The following is a 15639-nucleotide window of genomic DNA, read 5'->3' on the forward strand; positions in this document are numbered from 1 at the left end:
TACTATTACAAAGGTGTAACGAATCGTTACAAGTTTGAAACGGTCTTATTCTTCGACATAAAAGTTTCGAAATAAACTGATGAAAAAGAAAATGATTTGACAAAAGAGGATACTATGGAATCAAAAACACTGGTAAAACGCATCTTAACCGGAACGCTGGCACTCGCCGTTGCTGCGTCGGCCTCTTTTCTCCCTGTTTCCGCAGCAGACAGCACCGACTCGATGAAGGCAAAGCAGTCTTCCCTGGCGGAACAGCAGAAGCAGAATGACAGCGATCTGGCAGCGCTGCGGCAAAACAAATCCGAAAAAACCGCTTATGCGGCCGCCCTGCAGGCGCAGCTGGACACCATTGAAGAGCAGGTCAACAATTACAATAACCAGATTACGGATCTGGATCTGCAGGCACAGAAAGCACAAACCGAAATCAACGCCGCGCAGAAATCCATCCAGCAGGACACCGATAAGCTGAAGGAGCGTTTATGCGCCCTGTACAAAGGCGGCGGTGCCAGCCGGCTGGAGGTGCTGCTCTCCTCCAAAAGTCTGATTGATTTAGCGGACAAGTCCGAAGCGGTTTCCGTTGTGACCGACCACGACACTCAGCTGATTAACCAGCTGAAAGCGGAAAAAGAAGCCGTACAGAAAAAGGCCGCAAGCATCAAGGCAAAAAAGCAGCAAGTAGTGGCCTTAAAGGCGGATGTGAACACCAAGCAGCAGCAGCTGACTGACACACTTTCAGAAACCAACCAATTTCTTGCTGACCTCGGGCAGAAGGAGATTGATTTGGAGAGCCAAAGCACAACCTTGGAAGCGCAGACTGCCAAACTTTCTACCGCAATTGCCAGCTGGTCGCAGTCACAAAGTTCCGCTTCGTCTTCTTCTGCAAAGCAGAACAGTCAGCAAGCCGCTGCGGCAAGTGACAACAGCGAAACCGATGACAATGACAGCGGCAGCAACAGCCAGAGCAGCGGCTCCGGTTCTTCCTCTTCCGCTTCCTCTTCTTCTTTCTCCAGTGTAATTGCCAAAGCGGAGTCCGCACTCGGCAAACCGTATGTCATGGGCGCCGCCGGGCCGAACGCATTCGACTGCTCCGGTCTGATCTGTTGGGCTTACGGAATTTCCCGTACCACAGCGCAGGGACTTTACAATGAATCCTCACGGGTTTCTGTTTCTGACAGACAGCCCGGTGATTTAATCTTCTTCAGCGGTACATATAACTGCGGCGACACTGTCACGCACGTTGGTATTTATATCGGCAGCAACATGATGATTGACGCAGAAAACGGCGGCGTTTCCGAATGCTCCACCGAATCCTCCTATAATCTGCAGCATTTCTACGCATACGGCAGACTGTGAGCCGTAACCATGCAGACATAAAAACCGCGGGCTTTTTAAAAAGGCCCGCGGTTTTTTGATACGGAAACGCAGCTCACCAGACACAGCGATGTACGCCTGCAAGCCCGCGCTTTCCACTCCGGTCAATTCTGGTATTGGTGCAAAATCTCGCGCAGGCGGGAGGCGTGCTGCCCCTCATCCTCCGCAAATTTTGCGAACACATCCGCCGTTTTGGGGTCGTCCGTGATCTCCTTGGCGTAAGACTCAAAGTCCCGTACCAGTTCCATCGAGTTTTCCCACGCGCGCAGAAGCCGGTCGTGCGTGGTAATGGAAATATCCTTTTCGTGTTGCATTAGCTGCCTCCTGATTGTCACTGAAGTAGGAACAGTTTTCCCCGCCGCGCCGTTTCTTATACCCTTTGTGCAAAAGCGTTTGTGCTTTTACTTTTTTAGGCGTAAATATAGCAAAGCAGGCAGAACCCTAAAAAAGTCTGCCTGCTTTGCTATATTGAAAAGATTTGCGTGTTACTCAGTCATACTGAAACGCGGAAAAATCGGCTGTTCCGCCGGCTGTTTTCGTGGCAAACTGGAACAGCGCAAAGCGGCATCCTGTAAAATGATCCATCTTGAAGTAGAGCTTATGCGTGGGGCCAAGCTGCTTCCACGCGCCGCCGTCCTCATAGAAAAACGCCGCCTCGTCCTGTTCATCGGCGAAATTACAGGACAGCTTCAAGCGAACCTCCGTGCTGTTCAGCGCAACGCGCGCATACTCGGTCGGCGCCCGCTTAGGATCTGCCTGCAGAGAAGCGTTCTGGGCTTCTTTTGCCGTCATAACCAAGTAAAGCCTACCGTTTTCTTTGGTTACCGCAAGGTAGCCGTAGCAGCCCTGAAAAGCGCACAAGCCGGCAAAGTCACCCTCCTGAAGCTGAGAGGCATCCAGCGTAACGCTGGCGCTGCAGGCAGGGCCGTGCATCCGCTGCGTCAGTGTGTTGACTGCGTGCTCCACGTCGCTGCTGCACTTGCCGGTTGTCAAACGCAGGTGACCCGGACGTTCGGTAACAGACCAAAGCGCGTTATCCGGCTCATGATTCCACTGCCAAAAATCCTTCAAACGGATACGCCCCTGCCTGTCTGGCTGAACCTGAAAATCATCTCCGCCAGCCACCGGACGGTAGGTGTATCCGGGGCGTGTGCTGGAAACAGAAAGCTGCTGCGGCACTTTTCCGTCAATGCCAAACACCGGGAATCCATCTTTCCACTCGACCGGCACCAGAACCGGCACACGTCCCACCGCGCCGCGGTCCTGAAACAGCACGCCGTACCACTTGCCGTCCGGCGTATCGACAATACCACCCTGCGCCACGCCGGAGTTACAGAAGCCGAGATCATCATCCAGCACATTGCCGCCGCGGAACGTTCCGTCCGGTGAATCCGCCGCAAAACAGGCCTCCACGCGGCGGTTGCTGCCGTCCTTGAGCCAGTGAATGAAAAACACGTAATACCTGCCGTTGATTTTGTAAAAATGCGAACCCTCGTAACCCAGGCAGACATTTTCCTGTTCCCTAACAATCACACGATCCAGCCCGCCCGGCTCGGGGCCGGTCAGTTCGCGATTCAGCTCTGTCAAATGAATTTCGGTGTTACCGTACACAATATAGACCCTGCCGTCATCATCGAACAGGAGAGAGCTGTCATGATAAAATCCAGCAATCGTCTGCTTTTCCCACGGTCCCTCCACGTTTTCCGCCTGATACAGGTAGGTTTTGTGTGTATCATTCGCCACAAAGCAAACATAAAACTTTCCGTTATGCCAGCGGATGGATGCCGCCCACATTCCCTTGCCGTATGCGGTTTGTTCGCCCTCCAACCGCTGCGCCGGTGTGCTGTCCAGTGTGTCGTAAACATAAGACGCCGTTTCCCAATGTGCCAAATCATACGAACGCAGAATCACCGCGCCGGGCATAAAGTGCATGGTGGTGCTGACCATATAGTATGTATCGCCCACCCGGATGACGTCCGGATCGGGAAAATCCATCCACAGGATGGGGTTCTGACAAACGGTATTATTCTGTTCCTGCATATTTTTTAAGCCACCCTTCCAAGTATAAAAAAGCAGAGCATTCTCCGCTGAGAACACTCTGCAAAATGTGATTACCAAATGCGATAGTGCCCGCTGAGCGCCAAAAACGCAAACAGATACAGGCAGTTGTCGTAATAGCGGCGGTCACCCGTGCGCAGCGGTGTATCCCAAAAGGTTTTCACACACTGCACGGCAAAGGTACCTTTTGCCGCAAGGCTCGCCTGTGCATTCACCGCAGTAATCGCGACCGGATGCAGCGCTTTGCTTTCCAGCACAGTTCCGTCCACTTCATAAATGCCGAAGGGATGTTCCTGCACCGTTTCACAGAAAAACTTCTGCAGGCGGTCCGCTTCCGCACAGGCCCAGTCATCCACAGCAAACCAGCTGTAATCCAGCGCGATGTTTGCCACAGTGCGGTAAGAATCGCTGAAATACCAGTCGTGGCGTCCACCCCAGGTTTCGGGATTGTCCTGATGTGGTGTGCCGTCAAACTCTGCATACTCCGCACACAAACCGGTCACCGGGTGGCAGGCTTTTTTAAGGTAAGCCCGGCTTGCCTCGGCGGCGGATTTCCAAAACGGACGGTCTGCCTCCTCCGCCCACAGCGCAAACAGTTCATAAAAATGCGGCAAATGGTAGGAAGGATCCGTAAAATCAACTTCCGTGATAAACCGAATCAGTTTATTCTGCGGATCCCACATGGCACGACCGGGCTCCCCGTTTTCTCCTTTGTGGATGCAAGTGTGCAACAGCGAGCGCGCTTCGGCGCTGTAATTGAAAATTCCTTCGCCGTCGCCCCAGCGGTGTGATGCGAAGAACAGTGCCATCGCAAAGAATTCCTCGCCGTCCGGCGCGGGGCCGTAAGCATTTTTGGTACCGTCCGTTGCGCAGGACCAGGCAAAATACCCGGCGTTTGCGCCCGTTTCCATGTACATATAGGTTCTTGCCCACTTCCACAGGCGGTCAAATTCCTCTTTTTTGTTCAGCTGTACGCACATCATCATGCCATAAGACATTCCCTCTGTGCGCGCATCGTGATTGCCGGTGTCCTCCATATAGCCCATATCGTCACCAACTGGGTGATAGATCCGTTGTTCCGGCGTACCGTAAAACAAAATCTCAAAGATCCGGTTCAATCGGTCTTCAATCTCCTGCTGCGGATAACCAAGCTGTGCAAAGACATTCGGGTAGTGGCCGGTTGCAAACGCACCATTCATGGGTGGTTTCCTCCCTCTTTCTCTGTTTTATTCCTTTACCGCGCCCAGCGTCATGCCGGTGACGAAGTACCGCTGCAGGAACGGATACAGACACACAATCGGCACCATGGTGATGATGGAAGCAGCAGACCGAACGGAAGTCGGTGTTACGGCATTGGCAGAACTCTTCATGGAATCAATGGTCGCTCCACTGGAGGAATTCATCGTCGTTACTGCCGACAGCAGTTTCATCAACTCGTACTGTAGCGTGGTATATTGCGGGCTCATGCGGTTGTACAGCATGGCATCGAACCAACTGTTCCAGTGACCAACCGCGATGAACAGCGCCACTGTAGCCAAAACTGGTGTGCACAACGGAAGTGTGATTCGCGCAAAAATGGTCATGTATCCGGCTCCATCAAGCTGCGCAGACTCTTCCAAGCTGACCGGAAGTCCTTCCATGTAACTGCGGATGACCAATAAGTTAAATGCTCCTGTCAGTCCAGGGATAATATATACCCAGAAAGAGTTGGTCAGCTGCAAACCTTTAAAGAGCAGGAAAACCGGAATCAAACCGCCGCCAACATACATTGTGATGACCCAGAACAGGTTCATCTGCTTTTTGAGCAGATACTTCGGGCGGCTGCACATGAAGGCCAGCAGTGCCGTTACAAGCAGTCCCAAGACCGTACCTAATACTGTACGTGCCACACTGATCCAAAGGCCGGTAACCAGATTCTGCTGTGACAAAACGGTTTGATAGTTATAAAGCGTGAATTCACGCGGCCACAGATAAATACCACCGCGTAGAGAATCTGTTGCATCGTTGAAAGAAATCGCCAATGTATTCAGTACAGGATACAAGGTTACTAATAAGAATAGCACCATGTAAACGGTATTACAAATGGTAAATACACGGTCACCTTTTGTATGTTTTCTTTTTTTATTATAGGATAAAACTTCCTCTGCCATTTTTCTCCCTCCTTAAAAGAGTCTGGTGTCACTGTAACGCTTGGCAATGCGGTTTGCAATGACAATCAGAACAATGCTGACCACACTCTTGAAAATGCCAGCCGCAGTACCCAGGGCAAAGTCATTCTGGCCAATGCCCCACTTCAAAACATAGATATCAATCGTCTGGGAATAATCCCGAATGACATCATTGCCCAGCAGATACTGCACCTCAAAACCGGCATTCAAAACATTGCCGATATTCATAATCAACAGAATGATAATGGTGTTGGCAATGCCCGGCAGCGTGACGTACTTAATTCTTGCCCAGCGTCCGCCACCATCGATTGCCACGGCCTCATACAGGCTTGGATCAATGGAAACAATGGCCGCCAGATAAATGATTGCGTTCCAACCGGTTTCTTTCCAGATCATCGCTAACACTTCAATCCACCAGAACCAAGTCTGGTGAGAGAAAAAGTTGATTGGTGAAGAAATTACGTGCATTTTGACGAGCAAGTCGTTAATAATACCTGTTCCGCTTAAGGTATCAAGGATGATTCCACAAGCAACAACCCAGGAAAGGAAATGTGGCAGATAAGAAACTGTCTGCACAACTTTCTTGCCGGGTAGGCAACGCACTTCGTTGAGCAGAATGGCAAAAAGGATTGCAAAAAACGTTCCCAAAACGAGGTTCAAAATGCTCATTGCCAGTGTATTGCGCACGGTGAGCCAAAATGCCGAGTCGTCAAATAACTTCTTAAATACATCCAGACCTACAAATTTAGATCCAAACAGGCCGCCTCTTGCTGTATAGTGTTCAAAACCCATGATCCAGCCAACCAAAGGCAGGTAACAGAAGATAAAACCATACACAAAAAACGGTACGGAAAGAATCAGGAGAATCTTCTGATTCTTCGCAGCCCTGCGCCACGCAGCGCGTCGTTCCTTTTTCTGCTGCTTTTTTAGCTGTTTGTTTGTTAATACTCCGGCATTTTCAGCCATTGGAATCACCTCACGCTATTTTACTCATTGTTCAAAAGCAAGCGGCCCGGCATCTCATATTGCTTAGCCGCGGCCGCTTGCTTCAAACAATTTTTTTACTGTATCACTTCGCCAAAACCAAAGGCTAACAACAATGCATGCAACCTTCCGTAATGCTTACTTGGAAGAGGCAGAAGAGGATGTCTCATATTTCTTTGCTGCGTTCACGCGGCTGGTCACTTCTTTTTGCGCTGCATTGAAGTAGTTTTCCGGCTTGCAGGCTTTGTAGGCAGTCATATACGAATTCCATGCGGAGTCGAAATCACTCGCCATGCAAATCTTCGGCAAATACTGATGCTGCGTGTCGTCAATCTTTGCACTGGCCGTCTTAGCCGGATCATCAGAAGCCAGCGTGTTTGCAAATGTCCAGAGAGGATACCATGCACCCGGTGCGTCATTGTCGCCAATCATATCCACAAATGTCTTAGCGCCATAAGCCTTCAGCGTATCTTTCATGTTCTGGCTCAGGCCGCTCTGGAACTCACTAATCTGTTCATCAGGAGTTGCTGCATTTTTGTTGTCCAACAGCATACCGCCGTAGTTCGGGAAATAGCTGTAAGAGCAGAGATGAGACGCCTTATACTTTGTATCGTTTGCCTTGTTGCGCATCGCCTGTGTGCGGGTAAACATACCGTTGGCATCTTCGTTGTAATCAACACCCTTGACACCCCAGTTACGCAGAGTAACTACTTCCGGGCTGAGCAGGTCGTTGATAAACTTCAATGCGCCGTCAACATCCTGGCAGCTTGTGGTAATGCCAACGCCAGAAGAAACATTCATAACCGAGTACGTAGTATGCCACTGGTTGTGAATTCCCTCTTTAATCGTAATCGGCAGTGGTACATATTCACAGCCCTGCTCATCCAGCTTCTGTGTTTTCAAGGAAGCATTCACATTGCTGCTGAAGTCCCAGTACTGATCAATCATACCCAGTACGCGGCCTGTGGAAAGCTTGGAAATATACTGGTCATATTTCTGTGTGAAAGCTTCCGGATCCACAACGCCCTTTTTGTACTCTCCGTTCAGCTTCTTGAAGTACAGTTTTGCTGTATCAGAAGTGTTGTAATCAATCACTTTCTGTGTCTTCGGATCCACAATACAGCTACCATCGTTCGGATAACCGTCCAAGAACATCGGTGCATTGTTCAGACAGAAAATTTTGCCGCCATCGGTCAAAGTCGTGTAGCCAATGTTCTTCGTTCCATCTTTCATCGTCGGGTTAGCTTTCAGATACCGCTCGATCAGGTCAAAGTACTGATCCATTGTAGTGACCTTCGGATAATTTGCCCATTTCAGCACGCGAGTCTGAATCCAGAACGCCTCATCATTGTGAATGGTGTTTGTTTTCTTGTCATGCGTAACGCTGAACTGAGGCAAATAATAGATATGGCCACCGTGTGCAGCCTTCAGCTGATCCCACTGCTGCTGTGTAAAATAGTTCTTAATATTCGGGTATTTATCGATGTAATTATCAAGTTCAATCAAGGCACCGGCTTCTACCAGTGCATTTGTAGCACCGCCGCCTTCGATAAAGTCCGGATACTCGCCACCTGCAATCATTGTGCCGACAGCCTCTGTATCACTTTGACCTGTCAGCCATGTTTCTTTGCACTTCGCACCAATCAGATCTGTAATCTTCTGCTGTACTTCGTTGTCATCATTGATTTCCGTTCCCGCAACCGTGAAAAACGCCTTGAACTGTTTGACGCTAGAAGTACCGGTCGAGCCGGTCTTTGCACCGGAACCTGTAGAATCGCTTCCACCGGCACCGCAGGCAGACATACTCGTCACCATTAGCGATGCAGCAACTGCAAGCGCCAAAAGTCTTTTTGCTGGCCTCATTATTGATTCCTCCCAAAAGTTTTTGTGATATTGTAATCACTTTCTTTATTTTGACAAACAAATTATACTTCAAACTGTGCAACCTGCACAACAGGGTAAAGTTTTAAAAAAAGCGGGGGAAACTATAGTTTTTGCAAAGTCACTATAATTTCTCCCGGAAATAGATGGTTTACTAGTCGTTATGTTTTTCACAAGCTTGCCTGCGGAATTTTGTCGGCGTACAGCCCTTGATTTTGACAAAGCGGTCAATGAAATAATCAATGTCGCGGTACCCGACCTGATTTGCGATTTCATAAACTTTATTGTCTGTCTGAAGCAGCATCTGCGCGGCTTTTTCCATGCGCAGAGAGATGAGGTAATTCTTAAAGCTCGTGCCGAATTTCTTCTTAAAAAGCTGCCCCAAATAGGCGCTGTTCAGAAAATATTTCTCGCTGAGCGTCTTTAGACTAATGTCCTGCGCGTAGTTTTCCTCAATATCCCGCTCGATATCCGCAAGAACCCCCTTGGCGGATTTGCTGCGCAGCGAAGCAAGGTAACCCGCATAATCCAGCGCCAGTCGCCGGAAGTGGCTTTCGCTGCCGTGCATCATAAACGCGTTGTTGCTGATGTAATGCAGCACTTCCTCCTGATTCACGTTGCTGTCCTGCTGCGTGGCAAGATGCACAAACTGAAATAGAATGTAATCGATATCCAGGTCAATCAGGTTTGGTTCCAAGTTCATTCTGCGAATCTGCCGGTACATTGCCTGCACACTGTCCGTAATTTTTTCACGGTCATTGGCCGCCACTGCGCTAATCAGCGCATCCAGTTCCTCTTTTTGCAGCGATGCGGAGCCGGAGCGCTCCTTCATCTCTTCCTCATACCAGACAATATCTTTTTCCATGGTAAATGCCTGACAGCTTTTGGCAATTTCCGCTGTGCGGAAAGACTCTGAAAGTTCCGCCAAATCATGCACCTTGCAGCCGGCGTAAAACCACACCGGTTCCTGCATGGCCTGTGCCACCTGCACACGCAGCTTCTGCAGAAACGCGTGGTCGTCACTCTGCGTATCGCAGCAGATCAGCCCAATGTCATAGCAGTCTTTCTGCGGCGATACATTAAAAATGCAGGTGCAGCCGGGGCGCTTTGCCGAAAAGTCCAGGCAAGTGCGGTACAGGCGGCGCTGCATGGTGCGTTTCAGTTCTTCTGACCAATCCGCATTTCTCGCTTCCAGCCCAACGTAGCGATAACTTTTTGCCGGGCCGACTTTTTTCCGGATACCGGCAAGGTCCGCCTGGTCGTATTTGCCCATCAGCAGTGCCACAATGCTGCGTGCATAGTAAGCCTCCTCCATCTGGGCGCTTTTCTGCCTTTGCAGGCGTTCCTCGCTGATGCTGCCCGCAATGCTGCGCAGCAGCGACAGCAGCTTTTCTTTCTGAACCGGCTTCAGGATATACTCCAGGCATTGGTAGCGAATGGCCTGCTGCGCATAAGAAAAGTCACTCATCCCACTCAGTATCACAAATCGGGCATCCGAAAGATGTTCATCCCGCACGGTTTTCAGTAGCTCCAGACCGTTCATTTCCGGCATACGGACATCTGCGATAATCAAACTGACCGGTTCGCGCTTCAGGAATGCAACGGCCTGCCGTCCGTTTTCCGCCGTACCGGCAATGCAGAAGCCCTCCGCTTCCCAGTCAATCATGGCGCGCATTCCCTGCAAAATAAATGGCTCATCGTCCACCAGCAGTACTTTCAGCATTGGTATTCTCTCCTTTTCTCAACCACTCGTTTCCTCCGAATCTGCAGACGGATACGTACGCCTGCGGGTACAGTCGACCGGCAAATGAATGGTCACGGTGCAGCCGACCTTTTCCTCGCTTTCCACTTGAAAGCAAGCCCTGCCGCCGGTGAAAGCCCTGAGTCGGAAGCAGGCATTCACCACGCCGACGCGACCGCCCTGGTGCAAGCGGCGAATGCTGGCGTTCTGCATACTCTCCTGCAGTGCACGCAGTTTGTCAGGCGGCATACCGATACCGGTATCCTCCACTTCCAGCACCACATTGTCACCGGAGCGGCTGACCTCAATAAAAATCCACCCGGGGCCGCTTTTTCCCTCAATGCCGTGTACGCACGCGTTTTCCGTAAACGTAACAATCGTCAATTTAGGAATATAGCAGTTCCGGCACTCCGGCGCGACGCTGATTTTATAGGACAGCTGCTCCCCAAACCGATACTTCTGCAGCTGCAGGTATGCCTCGGCAAACTGCACCTCCTCGGCAACAGTCACGACATCCTGCCCCCAGTCCACCGACTGGCGCATCATCACCGACAGCTTACAGATCATCTCCGCGGTTTCTTCCTCATGCTTCAGCACGCTGTGCATACGAATGCTTTCTAATGCGTTAAACAAAAAATGAGGGTTAATCTGACTTTGTAATGCCAGAACCTCCGCGTTCTGCCGCGCAATATCTGCCTCCTGCTCTTTCAATTTTCCCTTATAAACCACTTGAATCAAATCATTGATACGCCGCACCATCTGATTGTAATCCTGCATAAGATCCGCAATTTCATCTTTACCACGCACCGACCCAATGGGTTTTAGCGTGTCACCATTTTTATCAATACTACTAAAATGTCGGCTTAGTTCCCCTAACCGCTGTGTAAAAGAGCGGTTAAAAGAATACATAAATAAGATGGGCACAAAGATGCTGAGCGCAAGCATCGTCAAAATTAAGCTGATATTATTCTGCAGCATCGAAATCACACTAGACTGCGGGCGCATGACATAGATATTCCAGTCCTGCGTATAAAAACTGACAGACTGCGTATATCCAACATCCTCCAAATCTTTTAGACTCAAAGCTCCAAACTCCGCAGATGTTGAAGTATTGCCACGATTCGCATATAAAATTGTTTTTCCAGAACATACATAGACCGGAACCGCGTATTTGGAATTAAGCAAAGCATTCTCAATCACGCTGTAATCAATATTGAGTTTCATAATTTTTTCACAACCGCCATAGTAATTTAACCTCCGTATGACACAGATGCTGCGTGTCGGAGCTTCCGGGCGATCATAGGAAACATACGGATAAACGACCAAATCTCGATTGTGTTCCTGATAGTATTTGCACCACTTCTGATTCTCCACCATACTCAAACTACCAAATTCGCTGCCATCTATAATGCTGTCGTTATCTGCATAAATCTTTAACGTTGCGTTACGTCCCACTAAACTCACGTCAAAGATAGAGTTATCTTTAAGTTTTTGAAAGTTTTCAAAATAGACATAAGGCGATGAATACTGCTCATTTAAAAAGACACTGATTTTTTCATTGAGATAATAATCCTTTGTGATAAAAACCGCATCGTCAATGGTCTTCGTTAAATTATACTGCACCGCCTGCGCGATATTTGCCATTTCGTTTTCCTGTCTCTTTACTTCACTGTTCGCAAGATTCGACAAAAACACACTGTCTAAAATAACAATAGGGATTATGATGCACATGATATACAAATAGTATAATTTTTTCTTAATCGGAAAGCTGTCCAGAATCTCATTACTGGAATCCACTGCTCTTTTGATGTACCGCTTCAGTCCCATGCTTCCTTAAGTCCTTCCAATTCTAATAAATTATCCTGTTTTTCTATTTTCATCTGAAAATATTAGTATCATATTACTACACCTCCGCAAAAATTTCAAATGCAGAAGCGGCACCAGCTTCTGCCAAAAATCGGTTTTCCCCAGGTATCATCGGACTTTCTGCAAGGAAAAAAGGTTTTTTCTCAGAAAAAAAGAGAGGGTACCGGTTTGAGCGTTTGCGCCGGTTCTCCTCTCTAACAGCTGTCCTCACGCCTCCTGTGCGGCGGCTTTCCGATACTCTGCAGGCGTTACGCCCACCTCGCGCTTGAAAATTTTTGTAAAGTAACTTCCGTTATCAAACCCGACGCTTTCTGCAATCGCGCTGATTTTCATGTCACTGTCACGCAGAAGCCGGCTGGCCTGCTGCACCCGAATTTCCGTTAAATACCGCACAAAGGTCTGCCCGACGCGTTCCTTAAAACGAATGCATAAATACACATTCGATACATAAAAATGCCGGCTCAGCGAATTTAACGAAAGCTCTCGATCCCGGTAGTTTTCTTTCACATAAGCCAGCACTCGGTCAATAAGAGGGGCACCCGCTTCCCGGTCAATGGAGTCGAAGCACCGGTCAACCTCCTGCAGCAGTTCCTGCTCCATCTGCTCCAAAAAGACACAGGAAGCCATCCACTCCGCTGCCGAATCCCGATTGTCGGCAGGCAGGGTGTTTTCGCCAGGCAGCAGCTTGAGCAGAATACGAAAACAAAGCTCAGACGCGCTGTTCGGAGAAAGAACCTTTTCCCCGAAAATGGTTTCCCGCAGCAGACTGCATATGTATTTTTTTACACTTTCCCTCTCCTTGCTTTTCAGCAGCTCCGACAGCGGCTGCAAATCCGGCAGCTGCACGGATTCGGCAAAGCTGATGCTCTGCGCGGGAGTCAGCAGATGTTTGTTCCGGTCGTAAAAAATCTGCTGCAGCAGCGCAGACGCCTGCTGCAGCGACTGCTCATAAGCGTGCAGCGGCAGAACCGCACCCGCGCAAAAATACAGACTGTACAGCGGCAGCGCCGCCGTCAGTGCATCACACACTGCCTGCAGCGGCAGCTGCTGCTCCCCGAACAACGAAAGCTGGATACAGGATTTGTGAATCGCCGAAATGCACACGGCACCGGTTCTTGGCAGAGCCGCCTGCACTGCCGCCAAGACCCCTTGCAGACCAGCATCCGCAAACGGACCGCCCTCTGCCGTCAGAATCCGAACCAGAACTGCCTGGCAGAAAATCGCACGCGGCATCTGCGGATACAGTTCCCGCAGAATCAACTCCAGCCGCTGTGTGGAAAAGCCAGAGTAGCGGAGCATGGAGCCGATCTCCGTTTTAAAAAGCGCTTTTTTCTCGCGCAGTTCGTCCTGCTCCTGTACCGCGCGGCGCAGCTGCTCCTGCAGCTCATCCAGCTTAATGGGTTTATCCACAAAATTGACCGCCTTCAGCTGAATAGCGGATTTTAGATAGTCCACTTCCGTATAGCCGCTGATCATCAGAATGGAACACTGCGGATTCTCTTCACGAATTCTGTGAGAAAGCGCAATCCCGTCCATGCGGGGCATTTTAATATCTGTCAAAAGGATGTCGGGGCAGAAGCCCTCTTCTGCCGCACGAGCCGCAAGCGCCCCGTTTTTTTCCGCCCGAACTTCCGAAATGCCAAGCGACTGCCAGTCAATGGAGGCCAGGATGCCGCTGCGCGTTGCGCTCTCATCCTCCGCGAAAAGCACTTTATACATTTCCACTCTTCTCCTTTCTTTGAAATGGAAGCTTCAAAACAGCAGCGGTTCCCCGCTGTGGGTAACTGATGAAGGAAACGCCGTATTCCTCCCCATACGCAAGCCGGATGCGCTCGTTGATATTTTTAATGCCGTAGCCGGAGCCGGTGACCGGACTGGAAGTCGCGTACTGCAGAATATGCCGCGCCTTTTCCGCCTCCATGCCGCAGCCATCGTCCACCACCGCGATGTACAGCACTGCCCCTGTATGAAACGTCCGAATCAAGACATTGCCGCAGCCCGCGTCCGTTTCTAAAATTCCGTGGGTGATGGCATTTTCCACCAAAGGCTGCAGCGTCAGCTTCGGCAGAAGACAATCCCTGCTTTCCGCATCCACCAGACAGTGCAGGCGGACGCAGTCGTCAAACCGCATATTCTGGATATACACATACGAGGTAACGTGTTCGATTTCCGACTGCAGCGTCACCACATCGGCGCCTTTGCTCAAACCGCGGCGATAGTAATCTGAAAGCGCGGTAACCAGGTTCTGCACGTCACTGTCCCGGTACTTCACGGCTTTCCACTTGATCAGATCCAGCGTATTGTAGAGGAAATGCGGATTGATCTGCGCCTGCAGCGACTTAACCTCCAGTTCCTTAATGCGCTTGCCGTAGTTGTATTGTTTGTCCAACAGGTCGGAAATCTTAAACAGCATATAGTTGAAGCAGCGCGTCAGCGCATGAATTTCGCGGTCAGAAGAGGGCGCCACAATCGGCACATCAAAATTTCCCTCACTGACAATCATCATGTTTTCCTGCAGTCTTTCCAACGGGCGGGTGATAGAGCGGGAAATCAGCAGTGAAAACAGCAAAACCAGTGGCAGAACTGCGGCCGCCACCACACTCATAGAAAACAAATTGCCGCGAATGCTGTCCCCCCGCTTCGCGTAAAAGGCGCAGGCACACACGATTTTCAGATCGGTATTGTAAATCGGCTGTGACCCGACAAAATACTGCCCGCTGCCGAGCATCAGCGGCTGCACGCTAACTGCCTGCTCGGACTGCTTGTACCGCCCTTTCACCCAGCCGACCATCTGCTGCACATCTGCCTGCGGAATGTCGGTTTTGCTGCTCAGCAGAACCTCATTGTCCGAATTTACCACATAATAAGCCGTGTAGCTGTCTGCCGCACCGGCAGACAGCAGTCCGTTGAAGTTTTCCTTTTTAACACAGCCAACATAGTAAGTCCGGTAATTGGCATATTCATATGGCAAATCCCGCGTAAAGATAAGCATATCCGCATCCTCATGCGCATTTGGAAAAAGTGAAGAGTAGCTTGACCATGCGTACGCGGATTTCGACGTGGAAATCTGCTTGTACCATTTGGTATTTTTAACGCGGTCAAACGAAATGACCGTCTGTGTGTCGTACATAGACACCGCATTTTCGGTGATGATTTTTACATCGCTGATGTTGGAGCGAAACAGCAGGCTGGAAATCCGCTTTTTCAGCAGCACATAGTCCTGATTCCAGTTCGTCACCGTGCGGTAGCGGTCCGCGTTATCGCGGTTAAGCAGCTCCACATTGCTGTCATCCAGGCAAAGCGAATCTGCGCTGCTGCGGAACGCCTGCGTCTGTTCTTCCAACATGACACCTGCCTGGTCCAGCGCCGACTGTACCGCACGCATGGATTCCTGCCGCAGGCTGCCAGAGGTCACGCTCAAAAAAATGCCGCAAAACAAAAACAGTGCTCCTAAAACGACGCCCAGATTCAACAGGAACACCTTCATGCGCAGGCTTTTTTTGCCCCGCTCATAGTCATCCTTCCACCGCATTTTCCGATGCTTTTTGCACTTCGTTTTCATAGTACTGC

At 50.0% G+C, this 15639-nt stretch carries 11 protein-coding genes; 1 reads left to right on the forward strand and 10 read right to left on the reverse strand.

The features are described from left to right. The first annotated feature begins 114 nt into the window (after positions 1–114). Entirely contained in the window at positions 115–1353 is a 1239-nt protein-coding gene (locus PXC00_RS10455) for a C40 family peptidase (RefSeq protein WP_275845477.1), read from the forward strand. 122 nt (positions 1354–1475) lie between these two features. Here PXC00_RS10455 and PXC00_RS10460 read toward each other — a convergent pair whose 3' ends face one another. The 10 genes from PXC00_RS10460 to PXC00_RS10505 all read right to left on the reverse strand — a co-directional run bounded on the left by PXC00_RS10460 (position 1476) and on the right by PXC00_RS10505 (position 15631). Beyond that, positions 1476–1685, reverse strand: a complete 210-nt coding sequence (locus PXC00_RS10460) for a rubrerythrin (RefSeq protein WP_275845479.1) — start codon at positions 1683–1685, stop codon at positions 1476–1478. Positions 1686–1860: 175 nt separating this feature from the next. Next, positions 1861–3411, reverse strand: a complete 1551-nt coding sequence (locus PXC00_RS10465; protein ID WP_275845481.1) for a glycoside hydrolase family 43 protein — start codon at positions 3409–3411, stop codon at positions 1861–1863. Positions 3412–3482: 71 nt separating this feature from the next. Continuing rightward, the gene (locus PXC00_RS10470) at positions 3483–4628 is read right to left on the reverse strand and encodes a glycosyl hydrolase family 8 (protein ID WP_275845484.1); all 1146 of its coding nucleotides are present in this window, start codon (positions 4626–4628) and stop codon (positions 3483–3485) included. Positions 4629–4655: 27 nt separating this feature from the next. After that, the gene (locus tag PXC00_RS10475; protein WP_275845485.1) at positions 4656–5579 is read right to left on the reverse strand and encodes a carbohydrate ABC transporter permease; all 924 of its coding nucleotides are present in this window, start codon (positions 5577–5579) and stop codon (positions 4656–4658) included. A gap of 12 nt (positions 5580–5591) precedes the next feature. Then, a complete protein-coding gene (locus PXC00_RS10480) occupies positions 5592–6563 on the reverse strand; it encodes an ABC transporter permease (protein WP_275845487.1) in 972 nt (323 codons plus the stop codon). A 156-nt stretch (positions 6564–6719) separates the two neighbouring features. Then, the gene (locus PXC00_RS10485) at positions 6720–8444 is read right to left on the reverse strand and encodes a type 2 periplasmic-binding domain-containing protein (RefSeq protein ID WP_275845489.1); all 1725 of its coding nucleotides are present in this window, start codon (positions 8442–8444) and stop codon (positions 6720–6722) included. A 172-nt stretch (positions 8445–8616) separates the two neighbouring features. Beyond that, positions 8617–10185, reverse strand: coding sequence for a response regulator (locus PXC00_RS10490; protein ID WP_275845491.1), 1569 nt, complete (start codon positions 10183–10185; stop codon positions 8617–8619). Between the two features lie 18 nt (positions 10186–10203). Then, entirely contained in the window at positions 10204–12030 is a 1827-nt protein-coding gene (locus PXC00_RS10495; RefSeq protein ID WP_316934950.1) for a sensor histidine kinase, read from the reverse strand. 246 nt (positions 12031–12276) lie between these two features. Further along, a complete protein-coding gene (locus PXC00_RS10500) occupies positions 12277–13788 on the reverse strand; it encodes a response regulator transcription factor (RefSeq protein WP_275845495.1) in 1512 nt (503 codons plus the stop codon). Further along, positions 13781–15631: a sensor histidine kinase gene (locus tag PXC00_RS10505; RefSeq protein ID WP_316934951.1), complete on the reverse strand. Its 1851-nt coding sequence runs from the start codon at positions 15629–15631 to the stop codon at positions 13781–13783. The genes PXC00_RS10500 and PXC00_RS10505 overlap by 8 nt, the downstream gene beginning before the upstream one ends. Positions 15632–15639 lie beyond the last annotated feature (8 nt).

The sequence above is a fragment of the Caproicibacterium argilliputei genome, from assembly GCF_029211325.2.
Classification (GTDB): Bacteria; Bacillota; Clostridia; order Oscillospirales; family Acutalibacteraceae; genus Caproicibacterium; species Caproicibacterium argilliputei.

Excerpts from the sequence above, each read along its gene's own strand:
- PXC00_RS10465 (WP_275845481.1), bottom strand. The coding sequence starts at position 3,411 with ATGCAGGAACAGAATAATACCGTTTGTCAGAACCCCATCCTGTGGATG.
- PXC00_RS10480 (WP_275845487.1), bottom strand. The coding sequence starts at position 6,563 with ATGGCTGAAAATGCCGGAGTATTAACAAACAAACAGCTAAAAAAGCAG.
- PXC00_RS10500 (WP_275845495.1), bottom strand. The coding sequence starts at position 13,788 with ATGTATAAAGTGCTTTTCGCGGAGGATGAGAGCGCAACGCGCAGCGGC.
- PXC00_RS10460 (WP_275845479.1), bottom strand. The coding sequence starts at position 1,685 with ATGCAACACGAAAAGGATATTTCCATTACCACGCACGACCGGCTTCTG.
- PXC00_RS10470 (WP_275845484.1), bottom strand. The coding sequence starts at position 4,628 with ATGAATGGTGCGTTTGCAACCGGCCACTACCCGAATGTCTTTGCACAG.
- PXC00_RS10505 (WP_316934951.1), bottom strand. The coding sequence starts at position 15,631 with ATGAAAACGAAGTGCAAAAAGCATCGGAAAATGCGGTGGAAGGATGAC.
- PXC00_RS10485 (WP_275845489.1), bottom strand. The coding sequence starts at position 8,444 with ATGAGGCCAGCAAAAAGACTTTTGGCGCTTGCAGTTGCTGCATCGCTA.
- PXC00_RS10495 (WP_316934950.1), bottom strand. The coding sequence starts at position 12,030 with ATGGGACTGAAGCGGTACATCAAAAGAGCAGTGGATTCCAGTAATGAG.
- PXC00_RS10455 (WP_275845477.1), top strand. The coding sequence starts at position 115 with ATGGAATCAAAAACACTGGTAAAACGCATCTTAACCGGAACGCTGGCA.
- PXC00_RS10490 (WP_275845491.1), bottom strand. The coding sequence starts at position 10,185 with ATGCTGAAAGTACTGCTGGTGGACGATGAGCCATTTATTTTGCAGGGA.
- PXC00_RS10475 (WP_275845485.1), bottom strand. The coding sequence starts at position 5,579 with ATGGCAGAGGAAGTTTTATCCTATAATAAAAAAAGAAAACATACAAAA.